Here is a 19,207-nt window from a genome sequence, read left to right as displayed (position 1 = left end):
TCCTGCCGTTCAGTGCACTTCTCCAACGCCGGGGCTCGGCCGCTGCTTTGGCGGGTAGGGCCGGGCCCCGGCATTCCCTTCAACCAGGAAAGGAATCGCCAGTGAATCACGACAAGCAGGACCCGGGTGGGGCGCCGTTAGCGTCCGCCCCGGTGGTCACGGTCGACGCACCGCGCGGTCCGAGCGGACCGGGGCTGGTCGATCGCGTACGTGGCGCCAAACGGCGGCCGGTTGTGCCGGCGTGGGCGCGGTCGCGCCGGGAGTTCGGGGCCGCAGGCAAGGGGGTGGTCGCGTACGCCGGGCATGTCAGCGCGTATCACGCGGTGCGAACGCCCTGGTATGCGTGCCGACTTACGCTTCGGGCGCCGCGGGGAGTCGCCCGCGTCGTCGGGGGCTCGCTGCGGTGGCTGGTCGACGCCGAGGGCGAGCCGTTGCGGCAGGCCGCGGCGACGCGCGAGGACATCGAGGAGTATCTGAAGCTCTCGCGGCAGCGGGATCGGCGGGTGCGGTGGCGGTCGGTCGTTGGACTCGTCGCGACGGTCGTCGTGCCCGTGGTCGGTATCGGTCTGTACGTGCTGGCGCCGGTCTGGCTGCTCGCGTTGTCGGGTGTGGCAGCCGTGATGGTGATGGGACGGCTCGGGCAACCGGCTGATGATCCGGTTATCCACAGGACTGTGGAGATTCCCAAGGCATCGAAGCTCACGAGCGACATCGTGCTACGGGCCCTGGGCGCGCTCGGTATCCCCGCGATCAACCAGGCACAAGCCAAGGGCGGACCCGGTTTCGCCTTCACCTCACCGATCACTCGCGACGGTCCCGGCTGGCTCGCCGAGGGTGACCTCCCGTACGGCGTCACCGTCATCGACGTGATCGACCGCCGCGAGCGGCTCGCGTCCGGACTGCGGCGTCCGCTCGGCTGCGTGTGGCCGGAGGCGGTGCCGGACGAGCACACCGGCAGGCTGCGGCTGTGGGTCGGTGACCAGGACATGTCGCAGACGAGGCAGCCGAAGTGGCCGCTCCTGGACGTCAAGCCGCTGGATCTGTTCAAGGCGCAGCCGTTCGCAACCGACCAGCGCGGGCGGTGGGTGGTGACGTCCCTGATGTAAGTGTCCGGGATCGTCGGCGCCGTGCCCAGGATGGGCAAGACCTTCCTTCTGCGACTGTTGCTGCTGATCGCGTGCATGGACCCGCGGGCGGAGGTGCACGCGTACGACCTCAAGGGGACGGGCGATCTGTCGACCGTCGGCCGCGTCGCTCATCGCTACCGGGCGGGCGAGGAAGAGGACGACATCGCGTACGCCCTCGCCGATCTCCGGGAACTGCGGGCCGAGTTGAGGCGGCGGGCGAAGGTCATCCGTGAACTGCCCAAAGATCTCTGTCCCGAGTCCAAGGTCACGTCGGCACTGGCGGACATGAGGAAGCTGGGGCTGCACCCGATCATCGTCGGCGTAGACGAGTGCCAGAAGTGGTTCGAACACCCCACGCACGGAGGCGAGTTCGAGGAGCACTGCACCGACCTCGTCAAACGCGGTCCCGCTCTGGGGATGACGCTGCTGCTCGCCACGCAGCGGCCGGACTCCAAGTCGCTGCCGACGGGCATCTCCGCGAACGCCACGCTGCGGTGGTGCCTCAAGGTCATGGGCCAGATCGAGAACGACATGGTGCTCGGCACCGGCTCGTACAAGCGGGGCATCCGCGCCAATCTGCTCGCCTGGGCGGACAAGGGCATTGCGTGGTTCGTCGGCGAGGGCTCGGACGCGCGGGTCGTGCGCTCCGTCTACCTGGACGCCGTCACCGCTGACGCGCTCGCGCTGAAGCTGTACGAGCTGCGCAAGGCCGCCGGCCGACTCACCGGGCATGCGCTCGGCGAGGAACCCGAGGCCGGGACCGCCACCTCGTACGACCTCCTCGCCGATCTCCTCACCGCCATCCCGGCCGGGACGTCGAAGACGTGGAGCGAGGACATCGTCGCCCGCCTCGCCGAACTCCGGCCGGACGTCTACGGCGAGTGGGGGCCGGAGCAACTGGCCGCCGCCGTCAAGCCGTACGGCATCCGCACCGTGCAGGTATGGGGAACGACGGAGGACGGCAAGGGGGCGAATCGGCGTGGGGTGCGGCGAGCCGATGTGCTCGCTGCCATCGACAGGCGGGATGCGCGGTCAGCGAAAACGTATGTCCACCTCACAATCTTCAAAGATCTTCATGAGTACGTCGAACCATTCGGTGTGGCCGTCGGGGGCGACTCGCTGAAGCGCTGAAACGGATGCAGCGCTGTCCTTCCAGACGAGGATGAAGGGCGTCCTCGCGCCCCAGCGCCCACCAAGGCAGTCGTCGATGGCGCTGAGGTTCCAGCCGAAGTAGCCTCCGGGACCGTTCACGGCCTCGCCCAGAGCGCAGTAGAAGCTGAACTCGTCCGTGACGTGGCTGCCGTCGAGTTCGTAGACGGTACCGGGTGGGCGGTCATCCTTCGGGCGATTCGAGCGCCGGTAGAGCGCCACCGACATCCAGGCATGACGGCCGTCGCGATCAAGGTCGTGCCACAGGCCGACGCGGTCCAGCGTGCCAGTCCGGATCAAGCGCCAGGGCCACTCCGCCTGGGCGGGGAGCGCATTGCACCACAGGCTCACCGTCAGGTCGTAGCGGTCGCTTCCGTAGCGGATTGAGGGCCTGCGGTCCTCGACCGTCAGCCAGTTGACGAAATACGAGCCAAGTCGTCGGCCCGACCGCTCGTCCAGGAAGTCGAGATCCGCGTTGCCCACTTGTGCGCGTTTGGTGCCGATGCGGTCGGCTGCCGTCAGCAGCGCGCCTCGCGGGTCGCAGCCCCGCAACTCCACCCGGCGTCGACCGTCGTCGTCCAGCGGCACGAACAGCCCGCTCGCGTCCTGGACGTAACCCCAGAAGTCGTCCGGGTCGTCGTCACTCGTCAGCGCGTACCGCGCTCCCGCCGCATCGCCGGAAGAGCTCATCTGTCCCCCCTGATCGCCCGCGCGATCGTACGCGGCAGCCAGCCTCACGCGCCCGGTAATTCTCCGGCCCCGGCTAGCACCGCACCCCGCTAGGTCTAGCACCTCCGCTAGCGATTCGCAGGCCCCCTGACCTGCTCTCTAGTCGCTAGCGGCGCACTTCTCGCATGCCCTGATTCCGCCCTGGAAGGGGTTCTCATGCCATCTTTCACCGCCGCTATAGCGCTCATCGTCGTGGCACTGTCCTGCTACGCCGCGTTGTGCGCCGCGAGTCCGCTCGGCAGTTGCCGCAAGTGTCATGGCTTCGGCTTCAAGGTCAAGCAGAACCGGCGCGGGCGGATCGTCCGCGGCCGGCCGTGTCGGCGCTGCCAGGGATACGGGCAGCGGGTCCGTGTCGGGCGGCATCTCTACAACGTCGCGACCCGGCTGCACCGCGAGGGGACGCGCTGATGATCTTCAGTATTTCCGCCCTCGTGCTCTTCGGCGCACTGCTCGCTCTCCTGATGCGCTTCCGAGCGGTCGGAGCGGGGGCGGCTGTCGTCGCGCTGCTCTTCGGCTTCTACCTCGCGCGCAGCGACGCCGCGCCGTCCGTCGACCAGATCATGTCCGCACTTCGGGGCGCCATCCCCAGCTCCGGCAAGTGACCTCGTAAGGAGGCACCTTCATGTGTACGCCCGCTCTCGCGGCATCGCAGCCGCACCTTTCCCTGATGGCCGTCGGCGAACTCCGCGACGTCCTCACCGCGCTCGAACTCGGCCAGGGCCCCACCGCCGTCGCCGGGCTCATGGCCATCGACGCCGAGTCCTGGCAGGCCATCGAGCAACGGCTCGCCGCCGTCGGCGGCGACCTGCGCGCCGTGCTCCAGGCCGCGTCCGTCGGCGCCCCGGTCCTCCCGCACCTGGCCTGACGCTCCCCTGTGCGAGCCCAACCTCCGTCCACAAGAAGGAGGTTGGGCTCGTGCGGAGGACCGGACAGCCCGCCCGGCCCGCCCAACGGAGGAACTCCATGCCCGACATCGCCCCGGAATGGCACCTCAGCCTGACCGACAGCGTGTACGCCCTCGGCGCAGCCGCCCGCGAACTGCGCACCGCCCACAGCCACGCCCGCCATACCGCGTGGGCCGCCGACCCCGCCCGTATCGTGCCCGTGGTCGGACTGCTCACCGTGCCCGACGCCGAGCCCGTGGCCCCGCACGACGAAGCGCTCTGGCAGCTCAGCGACCTCTACATGGTGCTGGAGCACCACACGCACGAGCTGTACGAGAACGCTGCGCTCGGTTATGCGCACGGTGCCGCCGCGGCCGTCGCCGCCGTCCTGCGCAGCGAGCGGCCCCGGCACGTCGAACTCCCCCGCGACCGGCACGGCAGCTACGCCGTGACCGCCGACGGACTCCCCGACGTCAGCCCGTCCCTCACACGGGACGCCGGCAGCGCAGAACTCGCCGACCTCCGCACCCGGGTCATCGCGTGCGAACCCGCCGACGGGGAGGAGGAGTTCACCGTCGAACTCGCCGACGCCGCGTACGCGTACGGCGAGCGCGCCGAGCGTACGCTCCAGCACCTCATCCGCTTCGCGGACGCCCACGGCTTCCTTCAGGCGGGCTGACCGTGGCCCACACCCGCCCCCTGCACGCCCACATGATCCACTCCTGGGACGGCGCTGCGTGGGAAGTCTTCGTCGCCGAGCCCGACGAGGCCCGCTGGCCGCACATCCCGTTCCCGGTCGGTGACGGCGTCCCCACCATCAGCGCCCGCACCGCCGCGCTGCGCGCCCTCGGCTACGCCCCGCTCACCGCGGACACCGCGTGGGAGTGGATGGAGACCTTCTTCGAGGGCGACCCCGAGGGCACCGTCTCGCTGATCGCCAGCGTCAAGGTCACACCGGCCAACGCGACTTGACTTCGCCCGGGGCAGCGGCCAATCCGCCAAGAACGCCCGCTGCCCCGGCCCTCCCATCCCGAACACGACACAGGAGGAGCCACCAGCATGCCCCACAACTCCCCGCCCGCGCGGCGCGGCAGCCGCGCACCGGGCCGTCCGCGCCCGCCGGCGCGACACCCGAGCCTGAAGCTCCTCGAAGTCCTGGACGAGATCGGCATGTCCAGGTCCGCCTTCTACCGGATGCGGGCGCGAGGCAAGGCGCCGAAGTGCATCAAGCTCCCGAACGGCCAGATCCGCGTGCGACAGAGCGATCTCGACTCCTGGCTTGAGGGCCACGAAGAGTCCACCTTCTGACGCCCTCCGAACGATGACGTCGGGGGTGCATGCCCCTCGGCGTGCGCCCCCGCCCAGGGGAGAAGCAATGCTCACCTACGACGTAAAGATCTGGGGCATTCGGAAGCGCCCCGACCGAGCGACGCCTTTCCAGCTCCGTTGGCGAGTCGGGACGCCGCCGCACTCCAAGAGCTACAAGATCAAGGAACAGGCAGACGGCCGCCGTTCGGAGCTTCTGGCCGCTCTGCGCAATCGCGAACAGTTTGACGATACGACGGGGCTCCCGGCATCCGAGTTCCACCGTCTCCAGTCCCCGACGTGGTTCGCGCACGCGTGCGCCTACGCCAAGATGAAGTGGCCGAACTCGTCGGCCAAGCACCGCGCCGGCATCGCCGAGGCCCTCGCCACGATCACGCCCGTTCTCATCAGGGACACTCGGGGTGAGCCGACGCGACAGGTTCTCAGGGCGGCTCTCTATTCCTGGGCCTTTCGCTTCAACCGTGATGGCCACACCGGGGAGTTGAAGCCTCGGCAGGAGACGGAGGATGCCTCGGCGGACATCGCCGCTGCGTTGGAGTGGATCAGACGCAAGTCGGTCGACGCGAGCGAACTCGAGAAGCCTGCCCATTTACGCGCCGTTCTCGACGCCATCTCCCTCCGGATGGATGGAACGAATGCTGCGGAGACGACCATCCATCGGAAGTACACGGTCTTCGGCAACTCGCTTCGCTACGCAGTCGAACGGGAAGTCCTGGCTTCCTTTCCTCTGGGGAAGGTCGACTGGAAACCGCCGGAGACCGACGACGAGATCGACTTTCGGTACGTGCCCAGCCCTGGGCAAGCTCGACGGCTCATCGCGGCGGCTCGGGAACAAGGTCCGCGCGGCGAACACTTGGCAGCGTTCTTCGGATGCCTCTATTACGTATTACGCCGCCATGCGGCCCGCCGAGGTCGCCGCACTCGGCGACAGCGCATGCCGAATTCCGGCTGCGCCGAAGAAAGGTGAGGCCGAGACGGAGTGGGGCGAACTGCTGCTCTCGGAGAGCCGACCCGAGGTCGGCTCGGGATGGACCGACGACAGCGCTTCCTACGACAAGCGCGGCCTGAAGCGTCGTGCCCGCAAGGCGACGCGCTCGGTACCGATCCCGCCCGTACTCGTCGGAATGCTCCGCATGCACCGGGCGACGTACGGCACCTCCTCTGACGGACGCTTCTTCCGTGCGGCGAACGGCGGGCGAGTCCGTTCTACGGAGTACACGGAGGTCTGGAAGGCCGCGCGGCAGAAGGCACTCTCGGCGGAAGATGTCGTGACACCCCTCGCGGAGGTCCCGTACAGCCTCCAGCACGCGAGCGTCTCCCTCTGGCTCAGTTCCGGCGTCGACCCGGCCGAGGTCGCCCGTCGCGCCGGTCACAGTGTCGCGGTCCCCTTCCGCTTCTACACGAAGGTCATCAAGGGCCGTCAAGACCAGGACAACGACCGCATCGCCCGCGCTCTCGCGGAACAGGCCGAACTCCCCGAGTGAGGACCGCGAGAGCCGCGGAACCGGTCATACCTGGTCCATATGCGATGGGGTGCGGCGGCTAGGGCGTTTCTTGCGGATCATCGGATCGTTGGTCTGGGTGTGTCGTTGAGTGATGCGCAGTGGGCGAGGATCGAGCCGTTGCTGCCGGATCGGACGCATCGGCGGGGTGGGCGGTGGCGGGATCACCGGCAGGTGATCGACGCGATCGCGTTCAAGTACCGCACCGGACGCCATGGATGGATCTGCCCGAGCACTTCGGATCGTGGAAGGGCGCTCACAACCGGCTGCGGATGTGGGCCGCGGACGGGACCTGGGAGAAGGTCTTCACCGCACTGCTGGCCCAGGCCGCCGCCGAAGGCGACCTCGACTGGGTCGTCGCGGTCGACTCCACGATCGTCCGCGCCCATCAGCACGCGGCCGGGGCCCGTCAAAAGGGGCCCCGGCCGGCGAGCCTGCCGACCATGCCCTCGGACGGTCCCGCGGCGGACTGACCACCAAGATCCACCTCGTTACGGACGGCCGATGCCGACCCTTGGGCTTCGTCCTCACGCCGGGACAGGCTGGCGACGCGCCTGCGTTCACCCAGGTCATGGCCCGCCTACGGGTGCCAAGACCGACAGGGCGGCCGCGGACGACACCAGATGTGGTCCTGGCGGACAAGGCGTACTCCTCCCGCGCCATCCGGTCCCATCTGCAACGACGAGGGATCCGCACAGTGATCCCGCAGCCCGCGGACCAGGCCGCAAACCGCAAACGGCTCGGCAGCCGCGGCGGCCGTCCGCCGGCCTTCGACCGCGACGCCTACAAACAACGCAACACCGTCGAACGGTGCATCAACAAGCTCAAGCAGTGGCGCGGCCTCGCCACCCGCTACGACAAGACCGCCACCATCTACCTCGCCGGACTCCACCTCGCCGCCATCCATATCTGGTCAGCAAGATGATCCGAAAGAAACGCCCTAGGGCCGCGAGACAGCCCCGCGGGGGCGGGGAGCACGTCGCCTCAGCCGCGTCGATATCCGCACGCAGGGGAACAGCCCCGCGGGTGCGGGGAGCACTGGACGCCGATGGCGGTGGCGATCTCGGACTCGGGAACAGCCCCGCGGGTGCGGGGAGCACACGCCGATGGTGACGAGCGCCTGGCCGAGCTTGGGAACAGCCCCGCGGGTGCGGGGAGCACAAGTGGATCACCGGCGGCCAGCGGGCGGATCTGGAACAGCCCCGCGGGTGCGGGGAGCACCCGAGCCAGCCGTCTCGCAACTCGTTGCCGACGGGAACAGCCCCGCGGGTGCGGGGAGCACAGTAAATGACCTGGCGGTTTATGCGAGGCGAGAGCTGATTTTACTTACGTTGAGAGAATCGGACATTTCGACCATCATTTCGTCGGAGACCTGCCCCTACCTCCACGGTCAGTCCAACCCCGCCCGCTGTCCTGCACGCCGCATGATCGGACGACTACGCACTATCCCCCATCACTCTCGCACTGAGTCGGCGTCAGGCAACAGGCCGAAGCCGGAGTGAGATGAAGCCACGACAGTAGCGCTGCCCCCCGGGGCTTCGCGGTCGACCGACCTCTGGGAACGGATTGATGGAGCGGGAAGACGGCGCGGTTGCGGCCTCGTTGGGAGACGCCCGAAGGTGCAGTCCCCGAGCGGGCGCATGCGCTGGACAGAGACCGAGGGGGTGTTTGTTCATGAGTGAGCGTGAACCCTGGTCCACGTCTGGTCCATACGCGCTGGTCGACAGTGGGAATCCGAGGCACACGCCCGGGACGCACAACAGGTGGGGCCGGGTCTCGACGGTGTCGAGCCCCGGCCCCACCTGCATGTTCACCGCTGTCGCGGAGGCTGTGGGATTTGAACCCACGGTGACATCGCTGCCACGACGGTTTTCAAGACCGTTCCCTTAGGCCGCTCGGGCAAGCCTCCCCGCGCTGGGGCGCGGGGACAGCTTAGTGGGTCAGTTGCTGTCGCCGGTGCGCTGGCCGAGGGTGACGGTGGTGGTGTGGGTGGTGCCGTTGCGGGTGTAGGTGATGGTGGCCTTGTCGCCGGGGGAGTGCTGCCAGATTTCGCCGATGAGGGTCTGGCCGCTGTCGATGAGGGTGTCGTCGAACTTGGTGATGACGTCGCCGGGCTTGAGGCCGGCGGCGGCGCCGGGGCCGCCGGCGGTGATGGCGGAGCTGGAGTCGGTGGAGATCTTGGCGCCGTCGCCCTGGTATTGGGTGTCGAGGCTGACGCCGATCACCGGGTAGACGGGCTGGCCGGTCCTGATGAGCTGGTCGGCGACGCGCTTGGCCTGGTTGATCGGGATCGCGAAGCCGAGGCCGACGCTGCCGCCCTGGGTGCCGGGGTCGTTGTTGCCGGCCGGCTGGATGGCGGAGTTGATGCCGATGACGGCGCCGTTGGCGTTGAGGAGGGGGCCGCCGGAGTTGCCGGGGTTGATCGAGGCGTCGGTCTGGATGGCGCTCATGTAGGAGGCGCTGCTGCCCTGGCCGTCGCTGGAGGCGACGGGGCGGTGGACGGCGCTGACGATGCCGGTGGTGACGGTGCCGGAGAGGCCGAAGGGGGCGCCGATGGCGATGGTGGCGTCACCGACCTGGGCCTGGTCGGAGTTGCCGAGCGGCAGCGGGGTGAGCTTGACGCCGCTGGCGTTCTTGAGCTTGATGACGGCCACGTCGTAGCCCTGGGCACGGCCGATGACGGAGGCGTCGTACGTCTTGCCGTTGGAGAAGGTGACGGTGAGCTTGCCGCCGTCGGCGGCCGGGGCGACCACGTGGTTGTTGGTGAGGATGTGGCCCTCGGTGTCGTAGACGAAACCGGTGCCCGTACCGCTCTCCTGGCTGCCGCTGGCCTTGATGGTGACGACGCTCGGCAGGGCCTTGTTGGCGATGCCCGCGACCGACGTCGGGGCGCGGTTGAACGCCTTCTGGCTGCCGGAGTCGGAGACGGTGGTGGAGGAGGTGGAGTTGGAGTTGTCGTTGTGGTCGGCGATCGCGTAACCGACACCGCCGCCGACACCGCCCGCGACCAGCGCGGCCACCAGGACGGCGGCGACCATGCCGCCGATGCCGCGGCGCTTGCGGCCGTCGTTCGGCGGCGGCGGGACGTGGGTGCCCCAGGCCGGCGGCAGCCCGCCGGGGCCACCGGGCTGACCCGGCTGTCCGGGCTGGCCCGGGTGTCCCGCGCCGGAGCCGGGCGTACCGGGCGTACCGGGCGCGTTCGCCGCGCCGTAGGGGGACGACGGCGCGGCGAACGGGTCGTGCGGCGCTCCGTGACCGGCGTGCGCACCGTGGTGCTGCGGGCCGCCGTGCCCCGGCGCGGCCGGCGGCTGCTCGGCCGCGAAGACGGCGGCCGCCGCCGGCGGGGTGTTGTACGGGGACGGCGGGCCGGTCGGCGGCGCGTACGGGGAGCGCTCCGGGGCCGGCGGCGCGGCGGGCGCCGACGCGGGAGGCGCAGGGGCCCGGTAAGGGTCCGGTGAGGGAGGCACCGGAGCCGCGTCCCGGATCTCCGGCAGGACCTCCGTCCGCGACTCGCCCGATTCGCCGACCTCACTCGACGATTCCGACGATTCCGACAAGTCCGAGGACCTCGGCGCGGCCGGGGGTACGGCGGGGGCGGGTGCGGGGGCCGCCGGGGCACCGTCGGACGCGGGCGCTGCCGACTCCGCAGCCGGGCCGGAGCCGGCTTCGTTCTCGGTGCTCACAGCGTTTCTCCTCAGAGTCAGGTCAGGTTCAGAACAAGGTCGGGACAAGTTCGGTGGGCCGAACACAGCATTTCCCACCGCGTGTCGGACCGCCGTAAGCGGTAGCTGTGCATCTCCGCGTGCCCGCCGTACGGGCCATGACTCGTACGGTCCGTGGCACGGGTTCGCCGGGGGTCCGGTGGCACCATGACACGGTGACATTCGCGCGCGCGGTCCCGGAGCCGTTCCCGGACGGACGACCTGTGCAGGTCGTCGCCCACAGGGGCGCCTCCGCGGACGTACCAGAACATACGCTCGCCGCGTACCGGAAAGCCATCGAGGACGGGGCGGACGCCCTGGACTGCGACGTACGGCTGAGCGCGGACGGCGAGCTGGTGTGCGTGCACGACCGGCGGGTGGACCGTACGTCCGACGGCCGCGGCCCCGTCTCCGGCATGACCCTCGCCCAACTCTCCGAACTCGATTTCGGTTCCTGGAAGGACCGTGGGAAGGACCGCGGGAAGGACGAGGACGGGGGAGAACGAGGGATCCTCACGCTGCACCGCCTCCTCGAACTGGTCGCGGACACCGACCGCCGCGTGGAGCTGGCGATCGAGACGAAGCACCCGACGCGCTGGTCGGGCCAGGTCGAGCGGCGACTGCTCGACCTGCTGCGGCACTTCGGCCTCGACCGGCCGGCGCCGGGCGAGGCCGCGCGGGTCCGGGTGATGAGCTTCTCGCCGCGCGCGCTGCGCCGGGTACGGCTGGCGGCGCCCGCCGTACCGACCGTCTTCCTCCTCCGGCACCTGCTGCTGCCGCGGCGCGCGGGCGGCCGGCTGCCGGCGGGCGTCGGGATCGCGGGGCCGAGCATGCGGATCGTGCGCGCCGACCCCGGATACGTGGCGCGTTTGCGCCACGCCGGGCATCGCGTGCATGTGTGGACGGTGGACGAGCCGGCCGATGTGGATTTGTGTGTACGGCTCGGCGTCGACTCCATCATCACCAACCGCCCTGGTGCGGTTCTGTCGCAACTGGGCCGTTGAACTCCCCGGATATCCGCAGGCCACAGCAGGAAGCAACAGACAACAGCCGATATCGACAGGCGACAGTCGTCACAGGTCGTGCTCCGGCGCGTTCGGACCGTGTCCGGGCGGTGATCGGCGGCTTTCGTACGTCAGGAATGTGTACGGAGTGCGTCAATAGATCGCGGTTGGCTTGTTTCCGGCCGAGTCCCAGAGGGCATCCCTCCCATGGCGTGGGGTGAAGGAGGTCTCGGGGGTGTCGTTGATGGTGGCGCAGGAGGTGCCGACGTCGTCGACCATGGCCCTGCCCCATGGTCCGACCGGCGTTGCCGTGGCACGCCGGAAACTACGCAGCGAATTGTGCGCGCAGGACGTGCCGGAGCCGGTGATCGACGACGCCGTCCTCATCCTCTCCGAGCTGCTCAGCAACTCCTTCCGGCACGCCCGCCCGCTGGAGGACCGCGGTGGCGGCGCGAACGGCACCGCGGCCAAGGACAAGGGCGCCGGTCGTACGGCCGGGGCCGACTGCGGGATACGCGCCGCCTGGGCGATAGGCGAGGACGGACTGCTCGCGGTCGAGGTGACCGACGGCGGCGGCCCCACCCGGCCACGCCCGTCCAGCCCCTCGCTGAGCGCGCGCGGCGGGCGCGGCCTGGGCATCGTCGGCACTCTGTCGCTGCGCTGGGGCGTACGGGACGACGCGCCCGGCGAGGTGACGGTCTGGGCGGTGCTTCCGGTACGGGCCCGGCACGCGCGGCGCGACACACAACTGACGGTCGGCGGCCGGCCCGGCCACACCGCCGGCTCCCTCGACCTCGCCGATTCGCTCGAAGCGCTCGGAGCCCTGGGGGTGCTGGACGACCTCGCGCCGGTCACGGCGCCGGCCGACCTCAACCGTGCCGAGGACCGTACCGAGGACCGCGCCGGGGCCCGGCCCGTACGGGACGGCGGCTCCACGCACCGCTGAGTCATCGCCGTCACGGCGACCGGGGCGCGTACGCCGTGGTCCGTCGGCGGGCCCGCCGAGCGCTAGGCTCACGGCCGGAACACCGCCGTTACGGGAGAGACCGAGCCATGGCCAAGAAGCGCGCGACCGCTACCGCGACGAAGACGAAAGTGAAGTCCCTGGCGAACGGTGACGTTCCCGTGGTCGGCGCTCGCGAGCCCTGCCCGTGCGGGTCGGGGCGCCGCTACAAGGCGTGCCACGGGCGGGAGGCCGCGCACGCGGCGACCGAGCTGGTGCGTCGGCCGTTCGAGGGGCTGCCCGGCGAGTGCGACTGGGTCGCGCTGCGCGAACTGGTGCCGGCCGCGACCGCCGCGCTCACCCTCAAGGACCCGCTGCCCGACGGGGTGCCGTCCGTGACGCTCGGCACCGTGCTGCCCATGGCCTGGCCGGGGCTGCGCCGCGACACCGGCGCGGTGCTGCTCGGCCTCCAGAACGAGGCCGCCTCCGGCGACGTCAGCCGCGACCTCGCCGACACCCTGCTGCGGGCGCTCACCGCGACGCCCGGCTCCCCCGTCGAGGGGCGCCGCCCGGCCGCCGACGCGCCGCGGCTGCAGGATCTGCTCGACCTGGACGCGGCGTTCGTGCCCGAGGTGCACACCGGCTTCGAATTCTGGCTGGAGGACGCCGAGGCGGCCACCGGTGAGGTGGCGGCGTCGCTGGAGCGCGCCAACGAGGCGGCGATTCCCACGGTGCGGCTGAGCGGGGTGGACGCGGCGTACTGGTGCGAGACGCCGGAGAAGAACCACCTTCGGTGGGTGATGCCGCACGCGGAGGAGGAGTTGCTCGACGCTCTGGCGCGGCTGCACGCCGCCGGGGTGTCGTCGCTCGGCGACGGTACGCGGCTGGTCGGGTCCTTCCGGGCGCACGGGCTCGTGGTGCCGGTCTGGGACCTGCCGGTCGGGATGGGGGCGGACGAGGTGGAGAAGCCGGCGGCTTCCTTCGGCGAGCGGCTCGCCGAGTCGCTCGCGGCGGGGGGTGCGTTGTCCGCCGAGGAGCGGCGGGCTCGCAGCGGTTTCACCAACCGGCAGATCACCCTCAGCTGACCCTCCTCCGGAGGGGGGGTACGCGACAGGGGCTCGGCCCCTGTCCCCGCACCTCTGCGGAGGAGGGTGCCCCTCCTGGGCGAGGTAGCGGAGGAGGGTGCCCCTCCAGGGGCGCGGGGAACTGCGCGGCCCGCCCCCACCGGCCGGCGGTCGCAAAACAACAGCGTCTGCCCCGCTGGGGGCGGCTTTTTCCTGAAGGCCCGCGCGGGCTGAGCGCGCAGTTCCCCGCGCCCCTGATGGTGAACGTCCTCCGCATGCGCGGGCAGCGGGCCGCGCCCCCAACGCACCGCACTCCGCAGGAGACATCAGGCGCCGACCTCCCCGGCAGGGGCGCCGACTTCCGGGTGTGCGGGTGGGGCTGTCCGAGGCGGAGCCGACTGAGCGGTCGGTCAGTGATTCCGGTCACAACTCCCAAGGAAAAGCGAGGAATCGGCCAGCCCCCCGCCGAGGGGGAATTTGCGATCGGACGAAGTCTTGTTACCGTTTGAACAGCCCGGTCGCTGGTGCATCCCCCGTCGCCAGCGGCCGGGCGTTTCCGTTTTCCGGGCCCGCTTTCCGGGCCCGCGCGCCGCAGGCGATCACGTGCCGTCGCCCGGCCGCGAAAGCATCCCGTAGCCGTCCGCGGACGCCGTTCTCCCGTGCGGAGCACTGAGACCTGGGTGTCCGGAATGCCCGCTGTGGCCCGCGTGTTCGGCGGGGCCTTCGGTGGCCGCGGCGAGCGGGAGGACGACGGCGAGGGCGGCGACGCTCGCGAGCGCGACCATCCGCAGCCCCGACACATGGTCGTCCTGCGGTGCCGTCCGCTGCTGGGCTTGCGACGGTGACTGCGACTGCGGCTCCACGGGCACGACCCCACCTGCCTCGACGGTTGCGGTCCGCCGAACGTAGCGGTCGGACCGGGTGCTTCTGGACGATCAGGCGCCGTTCAGCGGACGGCCACGGCGCGCGGTTACCCGAACGAGTGACAAGGCGAGCGGCAGAACGGTCGCAGGCCGTCTGCCCCTTCCCCCGGTGGCGACGCCTACAACAACGCGCCTGTTCTGAACGCTGTTCAGAACAGGCGCGGCGCCGTACAAGGGGAACCTCAGTACGTCAGCCGGTCGCCGTCCGGCGTGGTGCGGCCCGCCCGCACCAGCGCGTCCACCAGGTCGCCGATCCGCGGCAGCCAGGGCGCGGCCCCGTCCGTCCCCGCGACCGGCGGCCGTACCCAGCGCAGTTGCCCCGCGCTGCTGCTCGACGGCGGCAGCGCCACGTATCCGCCGTCGCCGTGGTAGCGCAGCGACGTCGGCACCCAGTCCTGGCTGTCGAGGAGTTCGCCCAGTTCGGCGAGCGAGTAGGGCGCGACGAGGATCACGTAGCGGGTCGGGGTGGCCAGCACCGGGCCGAGCCGTACGCCGAGCCGTTCCATCGCGTCCAGCGCCCGCGCGCCGGCCACCGCGGGCAGGCTCGCCGCGGACACCCGGTCACCGGTCGCCAGGATCACCGGCGCGTCCGGCCTGCGCGTCCACCACCAGCGCACCATGCGCGGGTCGCGGGTGGCGGCCAGCAGCCCGGGTTCATGCGGATGAGCCCCGGGCACCGGGCAGTTGGGGCGGGCGCAGGCGCACGGCTGCGCGCCGGTCGCCCGCCATGTGCCGCGCTTGTCGTACCCGACGCCGGGTACCACGCGCCATTTCCACTGTTCCGCGTAGGTGAGCGCCGCGTCTCGCAACGCGGTCCGCCCCTTCCGCGGCAGTGAGAGCTTGCGTCGCCTTCCGAGGATCTCGCGCATCAGCGCTCGTTCCTTTCCGTTAACGCCCAGGGATCTGCCCAATTACCCGTGCAACTGTCGAGCACACCGCTTACGAGGCAGCGCATCATGCTGCCAGCCGAGCGTGGAACGTGGCGAAGGGTGGCGTGCGCATGGCGCTTGCTCACGTGCCCCGATCGTGAGCCACATCTCGTGGATCCCGCTGGGCGCAGCTCCCGTCGCCACTCGGGGTGGGGTCGGCTGTCAATTGCTTACGTACTACGACGCTTGAGCCGGACTCCGGGTTCCTACCCAGCACCCGTGATTATGACGCGCTGTTGGCCGGGATCAGTCGACAGCGCGCATGCGGCGGGGGTGGCGCTTTCCGGCCAACGTGCGGCGGAGGCGCGACCATCCCAGGTGAGGCCGCGTACCAGTCGGGGAACGGTCCGGGACCGTCCCGGAACTCCCCTCGGATCTCGCGTGATCACCGCGTGGTCATACCGCGCGACGCACGGCTACCCCGACACCACTCCTTCTACCAGGACAATCCTGGACATGCCCGCGATTGTGCGTGTACAAGTGGGTTCCTTGGTAGCGACGCGCCACGACATGGGGGTTTGCGATGCTATTGATGCAGATGCGCCGCGCATTGCGGCCGAAAAGCGTTGAATGCCCCATCCATTGGCGACCGGCCGGAAGTCCCCGGCCATGAGCGCCGCCCACGTGAGAAAAGTGGCCGGAACCGAGCCATCACCTTCCGCGGCGGCGCAGAATGCGGCCCCTTCGGGGGGCCCGACGCAGGTCACGACCGCCCCGGCGGTCCCGGCCGGCACGACCGTCACGCCCCCCGCTCCCGCGCCGACCGCACCCCGGCACGTCGCCCTCACCGCGGACCGGTACGGCTCCCCCGCCGTCCAGGACCGGCTGGCGTCCTGGGTCTGCGACCTGTCGCTGGTGCACGAGCTGACCGAACGGCTGTCGCGCACGGGCACGCTCGACGACGCGCTGCACGAGGTGCTGCGGGCCGGGGCCACCCTGGTCGGCGCCCGGCGCGGCATGATCGCCCTGGAGCCGGCCGACGGTCTCGGCCCCGACCGCACCATCGGCCTGGGCCTCGGCCACGCCGACCTCGGCACCATCTCGACCGTCCCCCCGGAGCCGGAACCGGAGCCGGAGCACGTACGCGCGCCTGAGCCGCGGACGTCCGCGAACGACAACAGTGCGGACGGCGCGGACGGCGACGACGGCGAGGCGGGCACGGCCGACGAGGCCGCCACAGATAGCGATACGACGGACGCCACCGAGGCCACGGACGCCACGTACGCGGACGACGGCACCGAGCACGTCCACCCCGACCTCCTCCACGAACCCGGCCTCGGCAACCGCCACCGCGAGGTCGCCGTCCAGCTCGGCCTCGGCGCCAGCTACGCGCTGCGCCTGACCGCCGAGACGCACGGCAGGCTCGGCACGGCCGTCTGGTTCTACGACGAGCCCGCGGAGCCCGACGACCGGCAGCGCCGCCTGATGGGCCTGTATCTGCGGTACGCGGCCGAGCACACCGCCCGTGTCCTCGACCTGCGCCGCGCGCGGGACACCATGGCGGCGTTCGCCGCCGAGCTGCTGCCCGAGCGGCTGCCGCGCGTCCCCGGCGTACGGATGGCCGTCCGGCACAGCGCCGGGCCGCGCGGCGGCGGCGACTGGTACGACGCGCTGCCGCTGCCCGAGGGCGCGCTCGGCCTCGCCGTGGGCGGGGTCACCGGCCGCGGTCCCGGCGCGGTGGCCGCGATGGGACGGCTGCGCGCGAGCCTGCGGGCGTACGCGGTGATGGAGGGCGAGGACCCGGTCGCCGTGCTGTCCGACCTGGAGCTGCTGATGCGGCTCACCGAGCCGGCCAGATCCGCGACGGCGCTGTTCGCGTACGTGGAGCCGCCGGCCGCGCCGGGCCGCACCGGTACGTCGGCCGTCGCGGGCCGCAAGCTGACCCTGGCGGGCGCCGGGCACTGCCCGCCGCTGGTGGTCGGCGACCGGCGCTGCGAGTACGTCGAGACGACGCTGTCCGCGCCGCTGAACATGCTCAGCTGCTGGGAGGCGCCCAGCGTGGAGCTGTACGCGCGGCCCGGAGAAACGCTGCTGCTGTACAGCGACGGGCTGCTGCACCGTACGGGGGAGTCCGCCGACCGGGCGCTGGCCCGGCTGCACGCCGCCGCGCAGGGCGCCCCGCGCGCCGTACGCGACGACCCCGACCGGCTCGCCGACCACATCGTGCGCACCGTGCTGCCCGAAGGGCTGGAGCACGGACTGGAGCACGGGCCGGAGGACCCCGGCGGCACGGCGTCCAACAAGTCCACCGAATCCACCGAATCCACCGAGGACGTCGTCCTGCTCGCCGTCCGCTTCGACTGAACCGTCCCGCAGCGGATCACCACCGCCCGATTCGCGGGCTATGCCCCCTGCACGCCCTCTTCCGCCCGCACATACGATGCGTAGAGGCCGGTGGGCCCGGCAGCGTGGCCCACGGCGGTGACAGCGAGGAGGAGACAGGACGTGGCCGAGGCGACGACAGGCACCGATGGCGGCGCCGAGAGCGACGACAAGCCGATCAAGGAGCGCAAGAACCGGCTCTACCCGGTGGTTTCCGACGAGCTGGCGGCCGTGATGAAGTCCGACTGGGCCGACACCGAACTGCGCGGGCTGAGCCCGCTGCCGCAGTCCTCCTACGCCGCCGCCCGCCGCGCCACGCTCTCCGCCCGCTTCCCCGGCGAGCGGATCGTCGTACCGGCGGGCAATCTGCGGACGCGTTCCAACGACACCGAGTACCCCTTCCGGGCCTCCACCGAATACGCCTATCTGACCGGTGACCAGACGCAGGACGCCGTCCTGGTGCTGGAGCCGCAGCGGGGCGGCGGGCACGCGGCCACCGCGTATCTGCTGCCGCGCTCCAACCGGGAGAACGGCGAATTCTGGCTCGACGGCCAGGGCGAGCTGTGGGTCGGCCGGCGGCACAGCCTGACCGAGGCCGAGCAGCTGCTCGGGCTGCCCTGCAAGGACGTCCGCAAGGCGGCGGACGCGCTGCGCGAGGCGACCGGTCCCGTGCGGGTGGTGCGCGGGCACGACGCGGGCATCGAGGCGGCGCTCACCGACAAGGTGACGGCCGAGCGCGACACCGAGCTGACCGAATTCCTCTCCGAGATGCGCCTGGTCAAGGACGAGTTCGAGATCGCCGAACTGCAGAAGGCGTGCGACTCCACCGCGCGCGGCTTCGAGGACGTCGTCAAGGCGCTCGACAAGGCGGAGGCCACCTCCGAGCGCTACATCGAGGGCACCTTCTTCCTGCGCGCCCGCGTCGAGGGCAACGACGTCGGCTACGGCTCGATCTGCGCCGCGGGCCCGCACGCCACCACCCTGCACTGGGTGCGCAACGACGGCCCGGTCCGCTCCGGCGAACTGCTGCTGCTGGACGCGGGCGTGGAGACCCACCACCTCTACACCGCGGACGTCACCCGCACCCTGCCGATCAGCGGCACCTTCTCGCCGCTCCAGCGCAAGATCTACGACGCGGTGCACGAGTCGCAGCAGGCAGGGATCGACGCGGTCAAGCCGGGCGCGGCCTACCGCGACTTCCACGAGGCGTCGCAGCGCGTGCTGGCCGAGAAGCTGGTCGAGTGGGGGCTGCTTGAGGGCCCGGTCGAGCGGGTGCTGGAGCTGGCACTCCAGCGCCGCTGGACCCTGCACGGCACCGGCCACATGCTGGGCATGGACGTCCACGACTGCGCGCACGCGCGGACCGAGACGTATGTGGACTGCACGCTGGAGCCCGGCATGGTGCTGACGGTGGAGCCCGGTCTGTACTTCCAGACGGACGACCTGTCGGTGCCGGAGGAGTACCGCGGCATCGGTGTCCGGATCGAGGACGACATCCTGGTCACGGACGACGGCAACCGCAATCTGTCGCAGGGGCTGCCGCGCGGCGCGGCCGAGGTCGAGGCGTGGATGGCGGCGCTGCGCGGCTGATCGTCGCGCTGAGC

General features: G+C 71.0%; 16 protein-coding genes, 1 tRNA gene, 3 pseudogenes and 1 CRISPR repeat array. Of the genes and pseudogenes, 15 read left to right on the top strand and 5 right to left on the bottom strand.

Features of this window, described 5'->3' with window-relative positions; genetic code table 11:
• Window positions 1-101 precede the first annotated feature (101 nt).
• Window positions 102-2,159, top strand: a pseudogene (locus BM076_RS37250) (cell division protein FtsK); the annotation flags it as partial.
• Here the strand turns inward: BM076_RS37250 and BM076_RS04690 are convergent.
• On the bottom strand, window positions 2,160-3,014 hold the full coding sequence (locus BM076_RS04690; protein WP_245795718.1) for a barstar family protein: 855 nt from the start codon (window positions 3,012-3,014) through the stop codon (window positions 2,160-2,162).
• A gap of 147 nt (window positions 3,015-3,161) precedes the next feature.
• On the opposite strand from BM076_RS04690, the gene BM076_RS04685 reads away from it, so the two are divergent.
• From BM076_RS04685 to BM076_RS04650, 9 genes and pseudogenes are all read left to right on the top strand, one after another.
• A complete protein-coding gene (locus tag BM076_RS04685; RefSeq protein WP_093712038.1) occupies window positions 3,162-3,413 on the top strand; it encodes a hypothetical protein in 252 nt (83 codons plus the stop codon).
• Window positions 3,413-3,607: a hypothetical protein gene (locus BM076_RS04680; RefSeq protein ID WP_093712037.1), complete on the top strand. Its 195-nt coding sequence runs from the start codon at window positions 3,413-3,415 to the stop codon at window positions 3,605-3,607. Before BM076_RS04685 ends, BM076_RS04680 begins: the two co-directional genes overlap by 1 nt.
• Before the next feature lie 20 nt (window positions 3,608-3,627).
• On the top strand, window positions 3,628-3,870 hold the full coding sequence (locus tag BM076_RS04675; protein WP_093712036.1) for a hypothetical protein: 243 nt from the start codon (window positions 3,628-3,630) through the stop codon (window positions 3,868-3,870).
• A gap of 98 nt (window positions 3,871-3,968) precedes the next feature.
• Complete coding sequence (locus tag BM076_RS04670) at window positions 3,969-4,568, top strand: hypothetical protein (RefSeq protein ID WP_093712035.1); 600 nt, start codon at window positions 3,969-3,971, stop codon at window positions 4,566-4,568.
• A 2-nt stretch (window positions 4,569-4,570) separates the two neighbouring features.
• Window positions 4,571-4,861 (top strand): DUF6303 family protein, encoded by a 291-nt coding sequence (locus tag BM076_RS04665; RefSeq protein WP_093712034.1) that lies wholly within the window; start codon window positions 4,571-4,573, stop codon window positions 4,859-4,861.
• Between the two features lie 165 nt (window positions 4,862-5,026).
• Window positions 5,027-5,197, top strand: a complete 171-nt coding sequence (locus BM076_RS37245; protein ID WP_265737079.1) for a helix-turn-helix transcriptional regulator — start codon at window positions 5,027-5,029, stop codon at window positions 5,195-5,197.
• Between the two features lie 67 nt (window positions 5,198-5,264).
• On the top strand, window positions 5,265-6,182 hold the full coding sequence (locus BM076_RS38145) for a hypothetical protein (protein ID WP_322934422.1): 918 nt from the start codon (window positions 5,265-5,267) through the stop codon (window positions 6,180-6,182).
• Entirely contained in the window at window positions 6,112-6,699 is a 588-nt protein-coding gene (locus tag BM076_RS38140) for a site-specific integrase (protein ID WP_322934421.1), read from the top strand. The genes BM076_RS38145 and BM076_RS38140 overlap by 71 nt, the downstream gene beginning before the upstream one ends.
• An 84-nt stretch (window positions 6,700-6,783) precedes the next feature.
• Window positions 6,784-7,642: pseudogene (locus BM076_RS04650) on the top strand (IS5 family transposase).
• 25 nt (window positions 7,643-7,667) lie between these two features.
• Window positions 7,668-7,999: direct repeats of the CRISPR family, unit length 28 nt; unit sequence GGAACAGCCCCGCGGGTGCGGGGAGCAC.
• 540 nt (window positions 8,000-8,539) lie between these two features.
• Here the strand turns inward: BM076_RS04650 and BM076_RS04645 are convergent.
• Together BM076_RS04645 and BM076_RS04640 are read right to left on the bottom strand one after the other, a co-directional pair.
• Window positions 8,540-8,626, bottom strand: a tRNA-Ser gene (locus tag BM076_RS04645).
• A gap of 31 nt (window positions 8,627-8,657) precedes the next feature.
• On the bottom strand, window positions 8,658-10,184 hold the full coding sequence (locus tag BM076_RS04640; protein WP_322934420.1) for a S1C family serine protease: 1,527 nt from the start codon (window positions 10,182-10,184) through the stop codon (window positions 8,658-8,660).
• Window positions 10,185-10,594: 410 nt separating this feature from the next.
• On the opposite strand from BM076_RS04640, the gene BM076_RS04635 reads away from it, so the two are divergent.
• The 3 genes and pseudogenes from BM076_RS04635 (at window position 10,595) to BM076_RS04625 (ending at window position 13,450) form a co-directional block, all read left to right on the top strand.
• Complete coding sequence (locus BM076_RS04635) at window positions 10,595-11,422, top strand: glycerophosphodiester phosphodiesterase (RefSeq protein WP_245795717.1); 828 nt, start codon at window positions 10,595-10,597, stop codon at window positions 11,420-11,422.
• 235 nt (window positions 11,423-11,657) lie between these two features.
• Window positions 11,658-12,242: pseudogene (locus BM076_RS04630) on the top strand (ATP-binding protein); the annotation flags it as partial.
• Window positions 12,243-12,475: 233 nt separating this feature from the next.
• Window positions 12,476-13,450, top strand: coding sequence for a DUF5926 family protein (locus tag BM076_RS04625; RefSeq protein ID WP_093712030.1), 975 nt, complete (start codon window positions 12,476-12,478; stop codon window positions 13,448-13,450).
• 578 nt (window positions 13,451-14,028) lie between these two features.
• On the opposite strand, the gene BM076_RS04620 is transcribed toward BM076_RS04625, so the two are convergent.
• Both BM076_RS04620 and BM076_RS04615 read right to left on the bottom strand, forming a co-directional pair.
• The gene (locus tag BM076_RS04620; RefSeq protein WP_093712029.1) at window positions 14,029-14,298 is read right to left on the bottom strand and encodes a hypothetical protein; all 270 of its coding nucleotides are present in this window, start codon (window positions 14,296-14,298) and stop codon (window positions 14,029-14,031) included.
• 236 nt (window positions 14,299-14,534) lie between these two features.
• Window positions 14,535-15,221 (bottom strand): bifunctional DNA primase/polymerase, encoded by a 687-nt coding sequence (locus tag BM076_RS04615; protein WP_093712028.1) that lies wholly within the window; start codon window positions 15,219-15,221, stop codon window positions 14,535-14,537.
• Between the two features lie 669 nt (window positions 15,222-15,890).
• Here BM076_RS04615 and BM076_RS04610 point away from each other — a divergent pair.
• Window positions 15,891-17,585, top strand: a complete 1,695-nt coding sequence (locus tag BM076_RS04610) for a PP2C family protein-serine/threonine phosphatase (protein ID WP_093712027.1) — start codon at window positions 15,891-15,893, stop codon at window positions 17,583-17,585.
• 141 nt (window positions 17,586-17,726) lie between these two features.
• Window positions 17,727-19,193, top strand: a complete 1,467-nt coding sequence (locus BM076_RS04605; RefSeq protein ID WP_093712026.1) for an aminopeptidase P family protein — start codon at window positions 17,727-17,729, stop codon at window positions 19,191-19,193.
• Window positions 19,194-19,207: the final 14 nt, after the last annotated feature.

Source organism: Actinacidiphila alni (assembly GCF_900112845.1).
GTDB classification, from domain to species: Bacteria; Actinomycetota; Actinomycetes; order Streptomycetales; family Streptomycetaceae; genus Actinacidiphila; species Actinacidiphila alni.
The sequence above is the reverse complement of the archived record's forward strand: the minus strand, read 5'-3'. Positions and strand labels throughout refer to the sequence as shown.